This window comes from Bradyrhizobium sp. USDA 3240 (genome assembly GCF_054063295.1).
Genome location: NZ_JBSSGD010000002.1, coordinates 4,697,967 through 4,714,068, shown reverse-complemented (window position 1 = coordinate 4,714,068; position 16,102 = coordinate 4,697,967). Strand labels below are relative to the sequence as shown.

At 59.8% G+C, this 16,102-nt stretch carries 14 protein-coding genes and 3 pseudogenes; 8 read left to right on the top strand and 9 right to left on the bottom strand.

Features of this window, described 5'->3' with window-relative positions; all coding sequences use genetic code 11:
- The first annotated feature begins 127 nt into the window (after positions 1-127).
- Both ACVIGA_RS23020 and ACVIGA_RS23015 read left to right on the top strand, forming a co-directional pair.
- The gene (locus ACVIGA_RS23020; RefSeq protein WP_456668088.1) at positions 128-1,504 is read left to right on the top strand and encodes an esterase/lipase family protein; all 1,377 of its coding nucleotides are present in this window, start codon (positions 128-130) and stop codon (positions 1,502-1,504) included.
- On the top strand, positions 1,494-3,455 hold the full coding sequence (locus ACVIGA_RS23015; protein WP_456668087.1) for a CHAT domain-containing protein: 1,962 nt from the start codon (positions 1,494-1,496) through the stop codon (positions 3,453-3,455). Before ACVIGA_RS23020 ends, ACVIGA_RS23015 begins: the two co-directional genes overlap by 11 nt.
- A 667-nt stretch (positions 3,456-4,122) precedes the next feature.
- Here the strand turns inward: ACVIGA_RS23015 and ACVIGA_RS23010 are convergent.
- On the bottom strand, positions 4,123-4,305 hold the full coding sequence (locus ACVIGA_RS23010) for a hypothetical protein (protein WP_456668086.1): 183 nt from the start codon (positions 4,303-4,305) through the stop codon (positions 4,123-4,125).
- Positions 4,306-4,358: 53 nt separating this feature from the next.
- Between ACVIGA_RS23010 and ACVIGA_RS23005 the strand changes: the two genes are divergently transcribed.
- A complete protein-coding gene (locus ACVIGA_RS23005) occupies positions 4,359-5,993 on the top strand; it encodes an anti-phage dCTP deaminase (protein ID WP_456668085.1) in 1,635 nt (544 codons plus the stop codon).
- Between the two features lie 229 nt (positions 5,994-6,222).
- Here the strand turns inward: ACVIGA_RS23005 and tnpC are convergent.
- The 3 genes and pseudogenes from tnpC to tnpA form a co-directional block, all read right to left on the bottom strand.
- Positions 6,223-7,479 (bottom strand): annotated as a pseudogene (tnpC, locus tag ACVIGA_RS23000) (IS66 family transposase); the annotation flags it as partial.
- Positions 7,480-7,531: 52 nt separating this feature from the next.
- Positions 7,532-7,885: an IS66 family insertion sequence element accessory protein TnpB gene (gene tnpB, locus ACVIGA_RS22995; protein ID WP_166073804.1), complete on the bottom strand. Its 354-nt coding sequence runs from the start codon at positions 7,883-7,885 to the stop codon at positions 7,532-7,534.
- Positions 7,878-8,336: an IS66-like element accessory protein TnpA gene (tnpA, locus tag ACVIGA_RS22990; protein WP_166073826.1), complete on the bottom strand. Its 459-nt coding sequence runs from the start codon at positions 8,334-8,336 to the stop codon at positions 7,878-7,880. The genes tnpB and tnpA overlap by 8 nt, the downstream gene beginning before the upstream one ends.
- A gap of 84 nt (positions 8,337-8,420) precedes the next feature.
- Between tnpA and ACVIGA_RS22985 the strand changes: the two genes are divergently transcribed.
- The 4 genes and pseudogenes from ACVIGA_RS22985 to ACVIGA_RS22970 all read left to right on the top strand — a co-directional run bounded on the left by ACVIGA_RS22985 (position 8,421) and on the right by ACVIGA_RS22970 (position 11,382).
- Positions 8,421-8,681 carry a hypothetical protein gene (locus ACVIGA_RS22985; protein WP_456668084.1) on the top strand — a complete coding sequence of 87 codons (261 nt, stop codon included), beginning with the start codon at positions 8,421-8,423 and terminating at the stop codon, positions 8,679-8,681.
- A 676-nt stretch (positions 8,682-9,357) separates the two neighbouring features.
- The gene (locus ACVIGA_RS22980) at positions 9,358-9,555 is read left to right on the top strand and encodes a hypothetical protein (RefSeq protein ID WP_456668083.1); all 198 of its coding nucleotides are present in this window, start codon (positions 9,358-9,360) and stop codon (positions 9,553-9,555) included.
- A 59-nt stretch (positions 9,556-9,614) separates the two neighbouring features.
- Positions 9,615-9,875, top strand: a complete 261-nt coding sequence (locus tag ACVIGA_RS22975; protein WP_456668082.1) for a hypothetical protein — start codon at positions 9,615-9,617, stop codon at positions 9,873-9,875.
- A 702-nt stretch (positions 9,876-10,577) separates the two neighbouring features.
- Positions 10,578-11,382, top strand: a pseudogene (locus ACVIGA_RS22970) (ATP-dependent DNA ligase).
- A 438-nt stretch (positions 11,383-11,820) separates the two neighbouring features.
- Here ACVIGA_RS22970 and ACVIGA_RS22965 read toward each other — a convergent pair.
- Positions 11,821-12,309 (bottom strand): ATP-dependent DNA ligase, encoded by a 489-nt coding sequence (locus tag ACVIGA_RS22965; RefSeq protein ID WP_456668081.1) that lies wholly within the window; start codon positions 12,307-12,309, stop codon positions 11,821-11,823.
- A 326-nt stretch (positions 12,310-12,635) separates the two neighbouring features.
- Between ACVIGA_RS22965 and ACVIGA_RS22960 the strand changes: the two are divergent.
- Positions 12,636-12,777 (top strand): annotated as a pseudogene (locus tag ACVIGA_RS22960) (IS5/IS1182 family transposase); the annotation flags it as partial.
- 253 nt (positions 12,778-13,030) lie between these two features.
- Here the strand turns inward: ACVIGA_RS22960 and ACVIGA_RS22955 are convergent.
- From ACVIGA_RS22955 to ACVIGA_RS22940, 4 genes are all read right to left on the bottom strand, one after another.
- Positions 13,031-14,716 carry a recombinase family protein gene (locus tag ACVIGA_RS22955; protein WP_456668080.1) on the bottom strand — a complete coding sequence of 562 codons (1,686 nt, stop codon included), beginning with the start codon at positions 14,714-14,716 and terminating at the stop codon, positions 13,031-13,033.
- Complete coding sequence (locus ACVIGA_RS22950; protein WP_456670867.1) at positions 14,709-15,275, bottom strand: DUF2924 domain-containing protein; 567 nt, start codon at positions 15,273-15,275, stop codon at positions 14,709-14,711. The genes ACVIGA_RS22955 and ACVIGA_RS22950 overlap by 8 nt, the downstream gene beginning before the upstream one ends.
- Positions 15,276-15,283: 8 nt before the next feature.
- Entirely contained in the window at positions 15,284-15,685 is a 402-nt protein-coding gene (locus ACVIGA_RS22945; protein ID WP_456670866.1) for a DUF3489 domain-containing protein, read from the bottom strand.
- Between the two features lie 101 nt (positions 15,686-15,786).
- Positions 15,787-16,011, bottom strand: a complete 225-nt coding sequence (locus tag ACVIGA_RS22940; RefSeq protein ID WP_456668079.1) for a hypothetical protein — start codon at positions 16,009-16,011, stop codon at positions 15,787-15,789.
- Positions 16,012-16,102: the final 91 nt, after the last annotated feature.

The window sequence follows — 16,102 nt, the reverse complement described above, 5'->3', positions numbered from 1 at the left end:
ACCGGTCCTGCGGATCGCCGCTTTCGCCGGGAACGACCGAAGGGAACGCGAGGTTGCGAACCTGTCGGTGGCGTTACCTTGATTGAAGCCGCGCGCCGCGCGAAGATCGGACGAGCGGGAGGGACCAGTGGCGAAGTTTGCGGACATCATCGTCGTCGTTCCGGGTCTCATCGGCTCCGTCCTGTCTAAGGACGGAAAGGACCTTTGGGGAACGTCGCCGGGCGCCTTGTGGCGGACGATTGCGGGAGGAGCCATCGACCGGCTCGCGCTGCAGGGCGCGGACGACGAACGGGACGATCTGGGCGACGGGGTCGAAGCCACGTCGCTGGTTGCGAACGTCGAGATGATCCCGGGGCTGTGGAAGCAGGGCGGCTACTCCATCCTCGCCAGGAAACTGGTCGGGGGCATGAACCTCGTCGGCGGCGAGAACTATTTCGAGTTTCCGTACGACTGGCGTCGAAGTAACCGCGTGTCCGCCCGGAAGCTCTCGGCGTGCGTGCGGACTTGGCTGGGCGCCTGGAAGGAGAAGAGCGGCAACGAAGACGCCAAGGTCGTCTTCATCGTCCATTCCATGGGGGGGCTGGTCGCTCGATACCACATCGAATGCCTCGACGGCTGGAAGACGACGCGATCGCTGATCAGCTTCGGCACGCCGTACAGGGGCTCGGGCAACGCGTTGGGCTTCCTCTGCAACGGATTCGCGTGGAACATCGGGCCGCTCAAGGCCTTCGACGGGACGAACGCCATCCGCTCCTTCGATTCCGTCTATCAGTTGCTTCCGACATATCCCTTCGTCGACGCCGGCGGGGCGCATCTGAAGCGCGTGTCGGAGCTCGACCTTCCGAATCTCGACCGGAGCCGGGCGACGCGCGCCCGCGCCTTCCACGACGAGATCACCGAGGCGCAGGAGCGCAACAGGACGGCGGACGGATACGTCACGACGGTCAGGCCCATCGTCGGCATCGAACAACCCACCTTCCAGTCCGCAAGGCTCGAAGGCGGAACGCTATCGCTTCTGACCAGCCATGAAGGCGAGGACACCAAGGGCGACCAGACCGTTCCGCGCGTGTCGGCCATCCCGTATGAAGTCGGCCAAGAGGCCGCGGTCTACATCGCCAACACGCATTCGGCGCTACAGAGCGACGACACGTCCGATGCCCAGATTCGCGGGATCCTGACCGAGCCCGCGATCGACCTGCGGAAGTTCAGGGCGGATGCGGGCCAGCTCGGCAGGATCGGCCTGCATCTGGACGACGCGTATTCCTCCGCAAGACCCATCGTTATCGAGGCGACGAGCAGCACGTACGTACAGCGGATCAAGGCTTCGGTCCGCCGCCTCGACGCTCCCGGCGAGGCGACCGGCATCGTGCTGTGGCCCTCGGAGGGTCGATACAGGAAGGATCTGACGCTGCCGGCCGGTCTGTACCGCGTGGAAATGCAACAGGAGGGATTGCACCCGGCGAATGACGTTTTTCTGGTCGCGGACGAGCGGAATGGTACGTAGCCCCAATATGCGAGGCGGAATTCTCTGGTCGTGGTCGAGACAGGGCCCGTCCGTCCGGTCGCGCACCGATGAGGAGCTCGCTCGTTTCAGCGACCTCACCGGTATTCCCGCGGCCGCCCTCGCGTCGGCCCATCGCGAGCTCGCCGATCTGCAGAGAGGATTCTTCGAGGTCGTCATCCGATTTGCGAAGACCGAGCTAGTCGCTGAAGGAACCGTGGCGAGCGGGATCGCGAGGCGGGCCGTCCTCGATATCCTGCGGCGATGCGCCGACGAAGGCCGCCGACCGACCCTCGAGGTGATCGATGATCTGCAGGTCACGGCCCCCTTCCGTCCCGCGCACGACGGCGATCTGGAGCGGTACGAAATCAAGGGCAAGGCGGAGAACGCGGTCGGCGCGGCGAAGGATGATGGGCCGCGCATCGCGATGGACAGCGCCGGCGACCGCACGCGGCCGTCGTCTCCGAACGTCGACGTCGACAGGTATCCGTCGATCTCGTCGGAGGAGCTGCCGGTCGCCGGGCAGATCTTCCGGTTCGAGGTCGCCCTGAACGCGACCCCGGACGTTCCCGATGCCGAGCCGATCTCGTTCAAGGAGGTGCCCGGTGACTGGCGTACCTTGAAGGTCGAAGTCGAGGTTCATTCGTCGCGCCTACTATTCGAGAGCGGGGACAACAGGAAGATCATCGAGGTGCAGCGGGAAGGGACGACATCGCCCGCCAGCTTCGCGGCCACGGTGAGGGACGACGCGGATGCGGCTGCTCCCGTCGAGATCGTCGTCATGTTCACCTACGCGGGCAGGTTCAGCGGAATCGTCCGCCGGACGTTCGAGACGAAGCGGGTCGAGGAGGCCGAAGTCCGGACGGGTCCGGTCGCCGGCGTGAGCCTGGTCTCCGCGGCCGCCGCCGATCTGACGGTCAAGATCGTCCGCCTGGACGGTTCGGGCAATTATCTGTGGAGCCTGACCGCCCTGAAGGGGGCAGAAATGGGGACGGAGTCTCGCGAGGGAAGGATGAACCTCGGCACGGACACTGGAGACTACGCGCTCGGCCTCCTCAAGGAATGCCCGGCGTTCCCCGCCGGTCGTCATGAAGGGAAGCTGCGGGGCATCGGAGAGACGATCTGGAACGCCAGTCCCGAGTCGTTCAGGGCGCTCTATCGTGACCTTCGGAAAGCGTTCGGCCCCGCCTTTCCGATCCAGATCGTCACGGACGAACCGCATATTCCGTGGGAGATGATGCATCCGGACGCAGCGTCGGGCGTCGACGCACCGGACCATCTCTTCATGACGCATCCGATCGCCCGCTGGTTCGTGCAGAAGAGCGGAAGGATTCCGAAGAGCTTCGCTTCCGGATCGATCGCAAGCTTCGTGCCGACGTACGACAACGACGAGAGCCTGGCGATGGCGCTCGACGAGGGAAAGTGGCTGACAGAGCATCTGGGCGCGAAGCCGCAGAACGCGACGTACAAGGGGTTCACCGATTTCTGGAGCGTCAAGATTCCGACCGATCCCGTCGCGGTGCTTCATTTCGCCGGCCACGGCGACACCGACGCCACCGGCGTCGCCAAGATCAAGCTCGTCGACGACTGGGTCAGCTGCAACGACGTCCACGGCGGTGTCGAGCTCGGGGTGCGCTACGGCACCTTCGTCGTCCTCAACGCCTGTCGGGTCGGCATCGGCGACTATCGGCTCGGTCTCGCTTCGGGGTGGGCCGCCAAACTGACCGACCGCAAATTCCGCGGCGTGCTCGCGCCGATATGGGCGGTGCAGGACGAATGCGCGGCATTCGTCGTCCGACGGTACCTCCAGGAATTCATGGACGGCGCCCCTTTGGGCCAGGCCATACTCGCGGCACGCGCCGGGCGGCGCACCGTCTCCGCGACGCCCTACGCCTACGTCGTCCACGGCGACGTCATGGCGAAGATCGAGCGCGCCGCGGCGCCCGACGTCTAGAGCGTGACGTGTTTATACGGAAACGCACCCTGAATTTTTGAGATAGTTGGCGCACTCCTGTCAATCGGCGTTCGACTGGGACCCCCCGTATTGCCTCAGGAAGTAATGTTACCCGGGATGAAGGTCTACGAACTGCCCCAGACCGGTCTCGGGCCGTATTTCATCCACGGGCATGGATACGATGGCTGTCTCCGCCACCTTCCGCCGGAGGGACCGAAGCAGGCGCTGACGATCCGCGGCGACAGCTACCGGCTCCGAGCCAAGCGCAAGAGCGGCCTCATCAAGCCGCCCGCCGCTGACGGCCCTCCGGTCGGCTCCGCCTCCCTCCGTCCCGTCAGCGGCGGAGCCAACCTTCAACCGAGATCATAATCCCGATGGTGGGGGCAGTTCTTCATGACGCAAAGGGGGCAGTTCCGGATGGCGTTTGACAGGGTTGGCTTTGCAACCGAATCCTACGCCGCATCAGCGCCTTACGCCACGCTCGCCAGCCTCTCAGGCGCCCTCTGACGAATAAGACGGGTTAGTCCCCAACAGAGGCCCCAGAACTCGCGCTGCCTTACCGGTCTATGGACGCGCACGCCGACATCCTCGGCGGTCCCGCGTCAGCGCCTGCCTTTACCATAACTAACAAGTTTGAGGGAATTCGCGTTGCGCGGGTGCTATTGAGTCAGGCAACCTGCTTGTTGCTAGCGGCTGTACTGGATCGCTTGAAGGCCAAGTCAATTCTTGACCGTTCTTCGGTTGCCCAGCGGTCAAACCAGGCAGTGATGATTTCGTTGTGTGCACTCATCAATTTCTTGGTCGCGCTGTCGGCCTCGGCTTCGTGCGACTGATTGCGGCGCTTTTTCATTCGAATCACCCCTGACAGATACTCTTATCAAACTCTAAACGGAACGTGAATCCTTGGCCGACACGATCGCGCGAATAAAAACTCCCGAGCTTTTTATAGGCTTTGTTGCACCCATCGGCACGGACATCCGAGCTTCAATTAACAGCTTTTCTGAGTACTTCAGCGCCGAAGGGTACAACGTGATCGAGATAAAGGTCACGAACGTATTTGATCGACTGGCAAAGTATCTCAGGCCGAAGAAGAAGCTCGTGAGCACACCCGAAGCTCGCCGGCTGCAAACCTTCATTCAGTACGGGAACCAATTGCGCCAGGCTTTTGACGACGATCAAATCCTTGCAGCGCTAACAATCACAAGAATAGTTCAACGGCGTACGAAGCTAACGAACCAAGGCGCAAAGAAGTCCAGCGTGCCTGCCCCGGAAAGGAACATCTATCTTCTGTCTCAATTCAAGCGAAGGGAAGAAATTGATCTTCTAAGGTCAGTTTATGGCCGCGTGTTCTTTCAAGTATCCGTCTACTCACGAAGAGGAGCCCGCGTCGACAATCTTTCGCGCCGCTTCGCCGAAGGACAAAACCGAGGCAACCCCAGTTCATTCCGCGCCGCCGCCGAAGAAATTGTTCAAAGGGATGAAAATGAGTCGGATCAAAGACACGGGCAGCGAGTTTCGAAGGTCTTTCACGACGCCGATGTTATTGTCAATGCGGACAAAGGTCACGAGGACGTACAGAAGCAGGTAAGACGCTTTTGCGACTTGCTATTTGGGTCCAATAAGATTTCGCCGAATAAAAACGAGTACGGCATGTTTGCAGCGAAGGCCGCCGCGCTGCGCACACTCGATTTGTCAAGGCAGGTGGGCGCCGCGATATTTACCGACTGCGGAGAAATCATCTCGATGGGCTCCAACGAGGTTCCGCAGGCTGGCGGCGGCACCTACTGGACGGATGGCACGGAAGGCGTGGATGATCGTGACTATCAGCGTGAGCACGACGCCAACGACAAGAGAAAGTCACAGCTCCTTCGTGAGCTGTTTGATTTGGCAAAGGTCAATGATGCGGCCAAGCTGATCAAGGATGCGAAGGTAAGAGATTCGCAATTCATGGATGCGCTGGAATACGGTCGCATCATCCATGCGGAAATGTCGGCAATATGCGATGCCGCTCGTTTGGGGCGGTCGATCCAAGGAGCCGCGTTGTTCACCACAACTTTTCCCTGCCACATGTGTGCTAAGCACATAGTTGCTGCCGGTATCAGGAAGGTGGTCTTTCTCGAACCGTACCCTAAGAGCTTGGCGGGTCATCTGCACTCGGATTCGATCGTAATTGAAGGGGCTGATCGAGGCAGGTACGCGAAATATCCCGGAGTGAGCTTTGAGCACTTCGATGGTGTATCCCCCCGTCGATATCGAGAACTTTTTGAAAGAGTCAGTAGGAAGAGTGAAGACGGCGATTTCATCGAATGGATCAATGGAGTGAAGCGGCCGATCATTGATCTCAAATTCCCGTTCTACATGACACTTGAGGCGGCTATCCTTCGCTCGACAACGACCTACCTTAAGAAGATTGGAATGACAGTTAGCGCGCTGGAAGCAAAAACTTCCGGTGCTGCGAACCCGCCGAACTCGGCTCGCTTGTCTCGAAATCAGCCTAAAGGGAAGGTATCCAAGAAGGGAAGGCCTCAAAGAACTTGAAGGCAAGCTAACGTCATGGTTCTCAGCTCGCGCGAGCGCAAGCAAAGTGGGCCGCTTCACTGAGCCGATGCGCTTGGTTACGGGGCCAAATTCGGGCGATTGATGAACGTAAGCGCGATTTTCTTCGCACGCCGGCGGTTTTGATGGATTGCCCTGGTATCGGGCGATACCGAGCCGTTCAGGCAGTGGCGGCTTTGTGGAAGTTGAAGGGCAGCAGGTCTGTAATATCGGCGTCGCCGAGCTTGCTGTCAGGCAAGACCTTCGGGGCCATGTCATCGAGCCATACTTTGAGAGCATTGAGGATGGGGACACTATGTTGCTGGCGGAAGCGGCGAATGCAGTAGGCCTGTGTTTCACCCTTCTCCGGTATTCCGTCCCACGCCCGCCTTTCAACCCGGTAGAGCTGTTCAAAGAACCGCAGCACTTGCTCGGGCGGACCGCCGCCCTTCTTCCTGGCTTTGAGGGCATCGACAAAGCGCCGCCGGGAGTGGGCCATGCATCCAATGTGGGTGGCCCCTTCCAGCGTGCGCCATGCGGTATAGCCGTCACTCATTACAATGCCACGGTAATCGCCGAGGAAGGCTTGCGGGTGGATTTGGCCGCGGCCCGGCTGATAATCCAGAAGAACGATCGGCTCGTGGCTGCCCTTGCCGCTGCGATAAGCCCACATGTACGATGTGCTGGTGGCCCGTTTGTCCTTCTCCTTGAGGACCTGAACCGTTGTCTCGTCGCCATGGATGAGAGGTTGTGATCTGAGCCGCAGCTTCAGGGCGTCGTAGATGCGATGCAGATGCTTCTCGCTCGAGCCAATCACCCAGTGGCCCAAAGCGCCGCGGCTGACAGGAACACCTGCACGTTCGAAGGCCTGCGCCAGGCGGTAGAGCGGCGTGCCATCGACATATTTGTGAACCAGCGCGAACGCCAGCGTCGAGGGCGTGGCAACGCTGCCCGGCAATGGTTGCGGCGGCATCGGCGCGGTCACGACAGGGGCGTGGATCCCGGTGCGATCGCAATGGCGGCACGCATATTTGAAGCGCACATTCTGTAAAACCTTCGCCTTCACCTCGATATGAAGTTGCTCGGTGACAGCCTCGCCCATGCGATGCATCTGGCCACGGCAGCAAGGACACGCCTTCTGATCGTCGGACAGGTCATACTCGACGCGCTCACGAGGTAGGTTCCCCGGCAGCGGCTTGCGGCCGCGCTTCTTTCCCATTGTGTTTTCGACGGGTGGCAAGCCCGTGTCCGGAAGTTCGGCGATATTGTTCGTTTCACTGCCGGCGTCCTCCTCATCGGAGGCCTGCTCGGCTTCATTGAAGAGACGATCAACATGCTTTTCGCTGCGCGGCGCAAAACGATGCAGGCGTGCCAGCGCCAGTTCTTCCTCGAGCTTGGCGACGCGGTCGGCGAGTTGATGGTTCTCCGCCTGCAGCGCAGCAATGCGTGCCAACAGCACTTCAACACTCGGATCGCCGGTTCGATTCATCGAATTCTTGAATCTGAACCGTACCGACGCGTCAACCGCTCAACTCGAGAGCTCAGCCGGCAACCTGATATTGCCGCACCGGATGGCGGACCATCGCATCGATATCGATGCCGTCAAGGATCCAGTGCAATTGCTCCGTCGTCAGCGTGACGATCGCCTCCTGGCGGCGCGGCCATCGGAACCTGTCTTCGGTCAGCCGCTTCAGGACCAGTACAAAGCCGGACCGATCGAAGAACAGAAGCTTCATCCGGTCGCAACGGCGATTGCAGAACGCAAAAACCGCCGGAGTGAATGGATCGAGCGCCATCGTCTCCTGGACCAGGACCGCAAGGCTGTTGATGCCAGCCCGGAAGTCGATCGGCTCACGGTGCAGATAGACCTGCAGGTCATCGCCCAGTCTAAACATCGCCCAGCGCTCCGATGATCGCCGTCAATGCATCCACATCGCCGCATTCCAGCGCGAGCTTCACGCCATTCGGCAGCGACACGCTCACTTTGGCCGGAGAACAAAAAGCTGGAGTCCCTTTGGGTTCCGAACCACGCACTTCATCGTAAGCCGGCAAATCAACCGTCGCCACGCTGTCTTTTCGCGACAGGTCCCGCTCGGACTTCCCCTCAAGCTGAACCGGGATGAACGCCGGGCGTGAGGACGGCGGCAGCGACCTGGTCGCGCTGTGCTTCTTGATCCACTTCCGAAGGAGGTTCGCGTTGACCCCATGTTCGAGTGCAAGCCTCGATACCGAAACCCCAGGCTCAAGGCAGGCCGCGACAAGACGCTCTTTCGATGCCGCCTCGTAGCGCCGGCGACCGTTCCGGCCGACAAGCCTGACCCGCAGTTTCTGATCATCGTCGCTCATCACAAGGTGTCCACCTATTTTGGTGGACACCTCATGCATCAGGACTCTCAAAAGCAAAAGGTGCGGAGAAATTCGCGCTTACTCTTGATCGGCGCTGCGATGGCGCTCGCGCATGGCGCGATGACTGCGGTGTGGGCCGAGGTGAAGCCGAAGTTTGAACAGGCCTCGGGCCACAAGCTCGATATCTTTTTCGGCACGACCCCAAACCTGATTAAGGAAAAGGAAGCAACATCCGGGAAGCCGTTCGATGTCGGCATCGTGCCGGTCGAGGTGATACAGGATGCGGCGGCTCGCCCCGCCTGCGCGCACTGCGACGCCGAGGCCGACCCGGGCGACATCGAGTGATGGACCGGCCGAGGTGGTCGAACACCTTCGCTATCGAATAGCCGGTCGCGCTTGCCGGGATCGAGGCGACGGATTGCGCCTTGAGCAGCGTCGCCTTGACGTGGTGTTCGCGGCTGAAGGTGATGGGGTTGGCTTTGCAACCGAATCCTACGCCGCATCAGCGCTTTACACCACGTTCGCCAGCCTCTCAGGCGCCCTCTGACGAATAATATAAGTACGAAGACGTTGGAGGTTTCAGTGCGGGACCGATTAGCATTGATGTTCCTTTTGCTGTCCTGCGGATTAGCCACGGCGCAGCCTGCGACAAAAGGGGACGTCAATGCGCCAACTGGGCGTTCGGCGGCCGAAGACAAAGGTCAATTGCAGCCCCAAGGCTGGACTGGGCCAATCAACACTGGCTCAGGCGGCGCCCCGCCGGAAAGCCCCCAGGGGCAAAGCCCGCCAGGGATGCAGCCGGCGCCGGACGGATCGACAAAAACGACGGTCGCGCCTCCTAAATAACTAGGCGCCCACCAAGCTGCATCTGGGGCTGCGCCGGCGGGGAAGCAGAGACACTTGTGCCAGCATGCGGGCCATTTCGGGATAGCAGCCGCCGTCCCCTGGCAGCCCCTCAGCTAATAGGATCAAAACCGAGTCTCTGCGCGTTGACCATTGAGCCCAAAATGGGAGGTCAACGATGATTAGTGACCGAGAACGGCAGGCGCCTACGGCAGCGGAACGCGAAGCCCGCAAGGTATTCAGACAATCCGAAGCGAAGAAAGCTTTGACCGAATACGCGAAAGCGCAAAAAGCACTCCATGACAATCGGGAGCGCCTAAAGGCGGAACGGCTGGCGCGGGAGGCTAAAGCGGCCAATCGCACAAAAGCCGGTTAAAGCGTCCATCTGGATGACCGCGGAGGACAAGCTTGGACCTCGCCTGGTGGAGGGTTGAAATGGCCCTGCACTTTCGCCGCGTGGATACTGCTGAAGATCTGGAGATTTGGATCGCAAGCAGCGACGAGTATTCATTCGTTATCAGCAGCGAGAACCGAAGTGGGCCTGGCTTGCATGGAGAGCCTGGTTTTGTTGCGTCATATCGCCCATACTTTCTGAATATGCCCGCGGCTCAAGTATCCGGATCGCCCTTCGGCACGTTCGCTGAAGCCGAGCGGGCCTGCAATGCGTTCCTGCGTCGCCTCACTATCAAGGGATGACTACCACAGTCTGTCCAGCGTTGACCGTAACGGACCTCACTTCGCTTGCTCGGCCCAGTCTCAGATCATGGCGCTGTACCAAATCACGAGCGCGAAGATCACCAGCAACGCGATGGTGATGATCTGTTCAACGATGGGTATAGGTTGTTTGTCCATGACCCGCGCTGAATCGAAACGGCCCCGGCAGGGCTTGGGGAGCACACCGGGGCCGCTTCGTGGGGCGCCCCCTTTCCGGAGAAGCGCCATTCACAGTATCGGGAAAAGGTGGCAATCGGCACTGCGCTAACGGGCTACTCCGGAAGGCGTCCTAGTTTTCGCCGCGGTGACGAAACCATAGTCCGCCGTAAGGCTGTCGGGAAAAGGTAACAACTTTTCCCGTTGGCTGAAAGCTGGGTGAGAGCCTTGGCGACGACGTTGCCGGACGACACCACCAAGGCTCAACCACACAACGGAAAGCCCCTTGAGCGGCTCGTGCCAGCATGCGGACCATTTCGGCCAAACTTTGGCGTTCCTGTCCACACCCACGATGCGCAGTAGCACTCCACTGTTCCGCGCCTCAACAGATTGATAATTTGCCGCGCCACCGGACTCCTGCTTTCTAAGCTGCATGGGCTCGAAGTCGCGTGAATACATGTTCGGCGCCACCGTCCTGCATCTCGCTGAGCGTGCCAAGGAAGCTCGGCTGGAGGCCGACGCTGTCGCCTGCCAAGCCTGGAACGCCCGCATGCTCGCCTTCCAGGGTCTGCCCAGCCGTCCCCGGCCCTTGGTGATGCTCTCAACGCTGGCTGTCGTGTCCAAACTCATCTCGCCAACGAAGAGGTGAAGATCTACACGCGCCGCGGAAATGATTGGACCAAGCGCTTCAAGAAGATCGCCGATGACGCCTGGCACATCTCGGCGGCCTCTGCGATCGTCGATGGCGAGGTCGTAGTACCAGCGGCAAACGGCACTACCGACTTCTCCGTGCTGCAAAACGAGCTACGGGGCAAATCAACCAAGATCGTCCTGGTCGCCTTCGATCTGCTCTACCTCAACGGCCGCGACCTGCGGAAGCTGCCGCTGAAGGAACGCACGGCAGTGCTCAAGAAGCTGGTTGCCGGGACTGCCATCCAGTTCAGCGAGAGCTTCGAAGTCGACGGCGCCGAGATGTTCGCTCATGCCTGCAAGCAGGGCTATGATGGCGTTGTTTCGAAGGTCGCCGACAGCATTTACCCGACGGGTACGCGCAGCCGCGATTGGGTGAAGAAAACCTGCGCTCAGCGCGAGACGCTGACCATCGCGGGCTTCGCGTTGGATGGCGACAAATGGGACGGCATCTATGTCGGCCGCCGACCTCCGCAAGCGCCTGACGCCGCTAATCCGGAAAACGCTGCCCTGCACCAAGCGCATTGCGCGTAAGGCCATCTGGGTCGAGCCAGAGGTCCTGGCGGAGATCGAGTGCCGCGCCAAATCGACCGAGGGTAAGGTGCGGCATCCTTTCTTCAGAGGGGTGCGAGAGGACCTATGAGCGCTAAATCATCTTCGGCGGATCGGAGAGACACGGCGAGCCCCAACTCAGGGGGTGAGCTGGGGCTGCCGGGGCTAGGAGGCTGTAGCGGCACAGCCTCTGACTCACGACGTTACGGCTTTCCCGAATTTCGTCCACAAAATTTCGGAGTTGCTGCGGCGCGCTAATACCTTTGCCCCACGTCGCGCCTGAAAAAAGCGGTCGACGGCGCAGGCATAACCTATTTGAAGCATGGTCTTTCGGCACAATCTGTATGACGCAAACGGGCTATGCCCGGACCGACACCTCTCTGGAATTCTGTTACGCTGATCCGAGCCTGTTCTCCTCCATTCGCTGCCAGGTCTGCAGCAGCGCCGAGACCGCCGACTCGCGCCTGCCAATCTTGATCGGGTCGATTTTGACTCATCTGCGGCATGCCCGCTTGAGACTGCGTGGACCTTACGCCGGCCGCACATCGCTCAGATGGAGGTCAGACTGGCCTCGGGACCATTCGTGGTCGCTGGCGGAAAGCGCCCTGCGCCTGCGAGGCCGCGTGCAGCAGAGATTTGCCTGGAGGCGAGTATTTGACGCCCGAGGCGCCAAGTCGGCTCTACGCGGCCTCCTAGCTAGGATTTCGAACGCAACCATCTCGACCGCTGCATTGTCCCGGCCTGAATGGAGCGCGTTGAAGTCGGAATAGCCATCGACGCCGCGGACGATGGCCTCGCCGTCGATGACGAAGTGCTTCTGACGGTTCTTAAGGGCGTTCTCGACGATCCAGGGATAGCGCTTGGACCAGTTGTAGCCGCTTTTTGTGATCAGCCGAACGAGATCTCCGTCGCGCTCGAGACGCACTCGGTACCCGTCCATCTTGATTTCATGGAGCCACTGAGGGCCGGCCGGAACCGTCTTCCCGACCGTGGGCAAGCAAAAAACGAACTTAAGCATAAGCTGGCATGTAACCACCGTCGGCCAAAATGCGTGTCCAACTGGTTCCGCGCGGAGAATTAATACCTAAGCTTACACCAACGTTTGCAAAATAATGTCGTGCACGTTACCGGTGGCGCCAACCAGCGACGTTGCGTTGTTGGGCGATGAAGTCGCCGTCAGCGAGATCATTGACGAGGGTCGATAAGTCCTGCCGCAATCCAATGTAGTCCGAAAAGAGCCGCTCCGCCAAGCGATCAACAGTCGGTAAGGGCACTACAGGGGACTGCCAATCGGCAGAAGGGGATCGAAGGCCCCAAGGACCTTCCCCGGCCCGCCCCCCAAGCCGAGCGATCAATGAGCATCTGGCTGTCCTCGACGATGCCGCTTTCGGAGCGTTGAGCGAAGTCATCCCGAAGTTCATGTCGCCCTCCGACCTGGCGGCGCGCTGGACCGGCGCGCGGCGGCCGGGCCTTCTTCGTCTACGCTCGCGGAATGCCTGCGCGAGATCATGTCGAAGCCGAAAATCAATACCACCTCCACGGAGGGTCCACACCAGGTCGCACGGCTCATTGGAGATCATCCTGGCCGAACATTCAGCCGAACTCTTTCGGTTGCGCGATGATCCTTAGGGGCACGGATGGCGTCGGCCGGCGCCAAACGCGGTCTCGCCGATTGATATGATGCGGCGCAGGCCGGGTGGTACTGCGAAGGATAACCGGAATAATCGTGTGTTCTCTCGTCACGAGTCGGCCCATAGGGGGTCGACGGTGCGGGTGCGCATCTTGTTACGACCCAAGACAGTAGCGGCCGGATCTCCATCCAAGATCTGTTGCACTTGCTTGGGGGGCAGCCAAGCTAAGTGGATCAGGTTGCTGACGTAGTTGTCCGTTATGTTTTCCTGCGCGGCAATTTGAGCCATGGATTGGGCTTTCCCTGTCCGTAGCTGCTCGAACCAACGGCGTGCTCGCGCGATAGCTTTCACAAGAACAGGGTCAGCTTGTGGGCGACGATAGTCGTCGATCAGGAATTGGGTCGAGCCGGCGCGATCCGTCCCTACGAACGGAACCTCGAGCGAAATCTCGCGCTCCTCCCCGTGCGGGGCAGGAGGTTTTGGAGCGTTGTTGGATAGCGCGCTGCGCAATTGGCTCGAGCTGAGCTTGATTTTTAGGCTCGCCTTCCTGACGATCACGCGCGAAACCAAGTCCGAGACGATGGCCATCTTCCGCTCTGAATGCTCGGAAGCAATCACTTTGGCAAGCCGTTTTGCAGTCCCGATTGCTGCACGAATTTCTGCGACACGGTAACCGCTTCCTAGGAAACTCGAGATTTGCGCGCCCTCTGTGAGAAAGTCATGTAGGCGTCCGAGCACAATATCGTCAGCTTGCGCTGCTGGAACTCTAAGTTGATCCGGTTCTTCAGATGATAGAGATCGACCCCGGCGATTGGGGGTAGCGTAATATCGATACCGTTTGCCGTTCTTACTCGTGTGGCTCGAGGCGAGACGGTTACCAGCGTCGTCGTACATGAGTCCTATCAGCAAGTTCGGACTCTTGGCGTTGGGTCGCGATCGTCTCCTATGGCCGTTCGCGCTGAGTTGGGCCTGAACGGCATCCCAAGTTGTCGGAGAAATGAGAGACGGATGTTGTCCTGGGTGTCGGGTGCCCTTATGCACGATCTCCCCCAGATAAAGAGGGTTGGAGAGGATCTTGTAGATATGACCGCGAGCGAAGGGGAGATTGCCAATAGCCCGCCCCCGCTGAATCGAGTAAGGCTTTGTGCGGAGATTGAGGCGAGCCAGCTCGTTCTGAACGTTCCTGACGTTCTTGAATTTGAGAAATAGATCAAAGATCGTGCGCACAGTCTGGGCCTCAAGATCGTTGACCTTGAGAGTGCGGTCCATGCGGTCATAGCCGAGAGGGACCCAGCCTCCCATCCACATGCCCTTCTTTTTCGAGGCGGTGATCTTGTCGCGAATCCGTTCGCCGGTTAGTTCGCGCTCGAACTGAGCAAAGGATAGCAACACATTTAGCGTAAGGCGCCCCATCGAGCTCGTCGTGTTGAATTGTTGGGTTACTGAAACGAACGAGACGCTGGCAGCGTCGAACACGTCGACAATCTTTGCGAAGTCCGCAAGCGAGCGGGTGAGGCGGTCGACCTTATAAACGACGACGATGTCGACCGACCCCGTCTCTACATCAGCAAGGAGCTGCTTCAAGGCCGGACGATCCATCGAACCGCCCGAGTAGCCACCATCGTCGTAAACCGTGCTGAGCGCAGTCCAGCCATCGTGCCTCTGGCTGTTGATATAGGCCTCGCAGGCGTCTCGCTGCGCATGCAACGAATTGAAGTCCTGTTCCAGACCTTCTTCGGATGACTTGCGCGTATAGACGGCGCACCGCCTTTGCCTCGGAACCAAGCTACGCACGGTGCCGACCTCGCGATTTCAGCGATGGAGCTGAGCGAGCATTATGTTCAGCCTGACTTTCTTTGGCGCATGAATCCCGACGGGAACCGGCAGCATTCTTATTTCCGGGTGTCGCGCGCTTGACTCCAAAGAAGGTGTAGCCGTTCCAATTGGTTCCGGTGATCTGTCGAGCTATTGCCGAAAGTGATTTGTAAGTTTGTCCTTTCCATTCAAAACCTTCGGGCGTGGCGGTTACGGTGTAGGTCTCCTTCTGCCACTGTCGGATCATCTGGGTGCCGGGCTGAATCCACCTTGCAGCCCCAGCGGCGCTTGCGTCGCGGCGGTGAACAGCAGTCGCGATCTCTCTAAGGCGGCGCTTTGCAGAACTCGAAAGGTCGCCAAAGGCGTCGACCTGCATCTGGTAGGCGACGGCTTGCGCCAGAAACCTACGACGAAGCGAAATAGGAGCGGTGTTGCCGAACAGCTCCTTCCAACGCATTCGAAGTTCGCCCAGGCTGAGATCGGGCAAGCGCCTAATCTCAGCCTTGAGAGCTTCATATTGAGAGGATTTTTGGTCCATGGCGTTCATCAGCGGGCGCGGCGAGTCTTTGCGGCCCCCGCGGGGCTGATCCGATAGAATCTGGTGTCTTTTACGTTCTCGGATGTCAGTGGCAGCTTCAGCCTTTTGCGCACCGTTCCCGCCAGAAAGCCCCGCACCGAGTGCGGCTGCCATCCGGTCGCCCTGACGAGAGCATCGAGCGTGGCGCCCTCCGGTCGCCTAAGCAATGTGATGATATTGTCCTGTTTGGATCGCGTCGGCTTGTGAGTGCGTTGTCTGGCAGACGTCACCTTTGAAGTCTTTCCCGGCGCACGTGGCGAGGAGCGATTGCGAACCTTAGTCACTGGTTTCGACTGAGGGGCGTGTGCGGTCTTCTCACTGTTGTTCGTCGACTTATCCAAACTAGCTGGCTGAACGTTTGAGGGCTTCATGGAAATCTCCTTGGGCATTCCGGCATCATCGCCGGCACGACCCTAACCCCGCCAACGCGCTGTGCGCTGCGGGGGAAGCTCGCTGAAGCCTGATCTTGAAGCTAACTATCCCTGCAGATGCGGTTGATCAGGCTCACGGCATTTAACAGGGTGGTTGCCTCGTAGAGCGGCTGCTCGATATCCAGCGAAACCTCAACCGCCTTATCGCAAAAGCCCGCGCCCGCGCAGGCATCAGCCGCGCGCGCAATTCCGGCCGCCTTATCAATACGAGTGCGAATTTCTGTCAGATACGTCCGGACGGCTGTTTCGTCGGCTTGTGCATCCATTGGCGTGTTCTCCTGTCACGCCATGGATGCTTGCTATGCCGTAGAAGTCGAGTGCAAAAACGAGCAACGATGTTGCTCTGTTCGGGCAGTC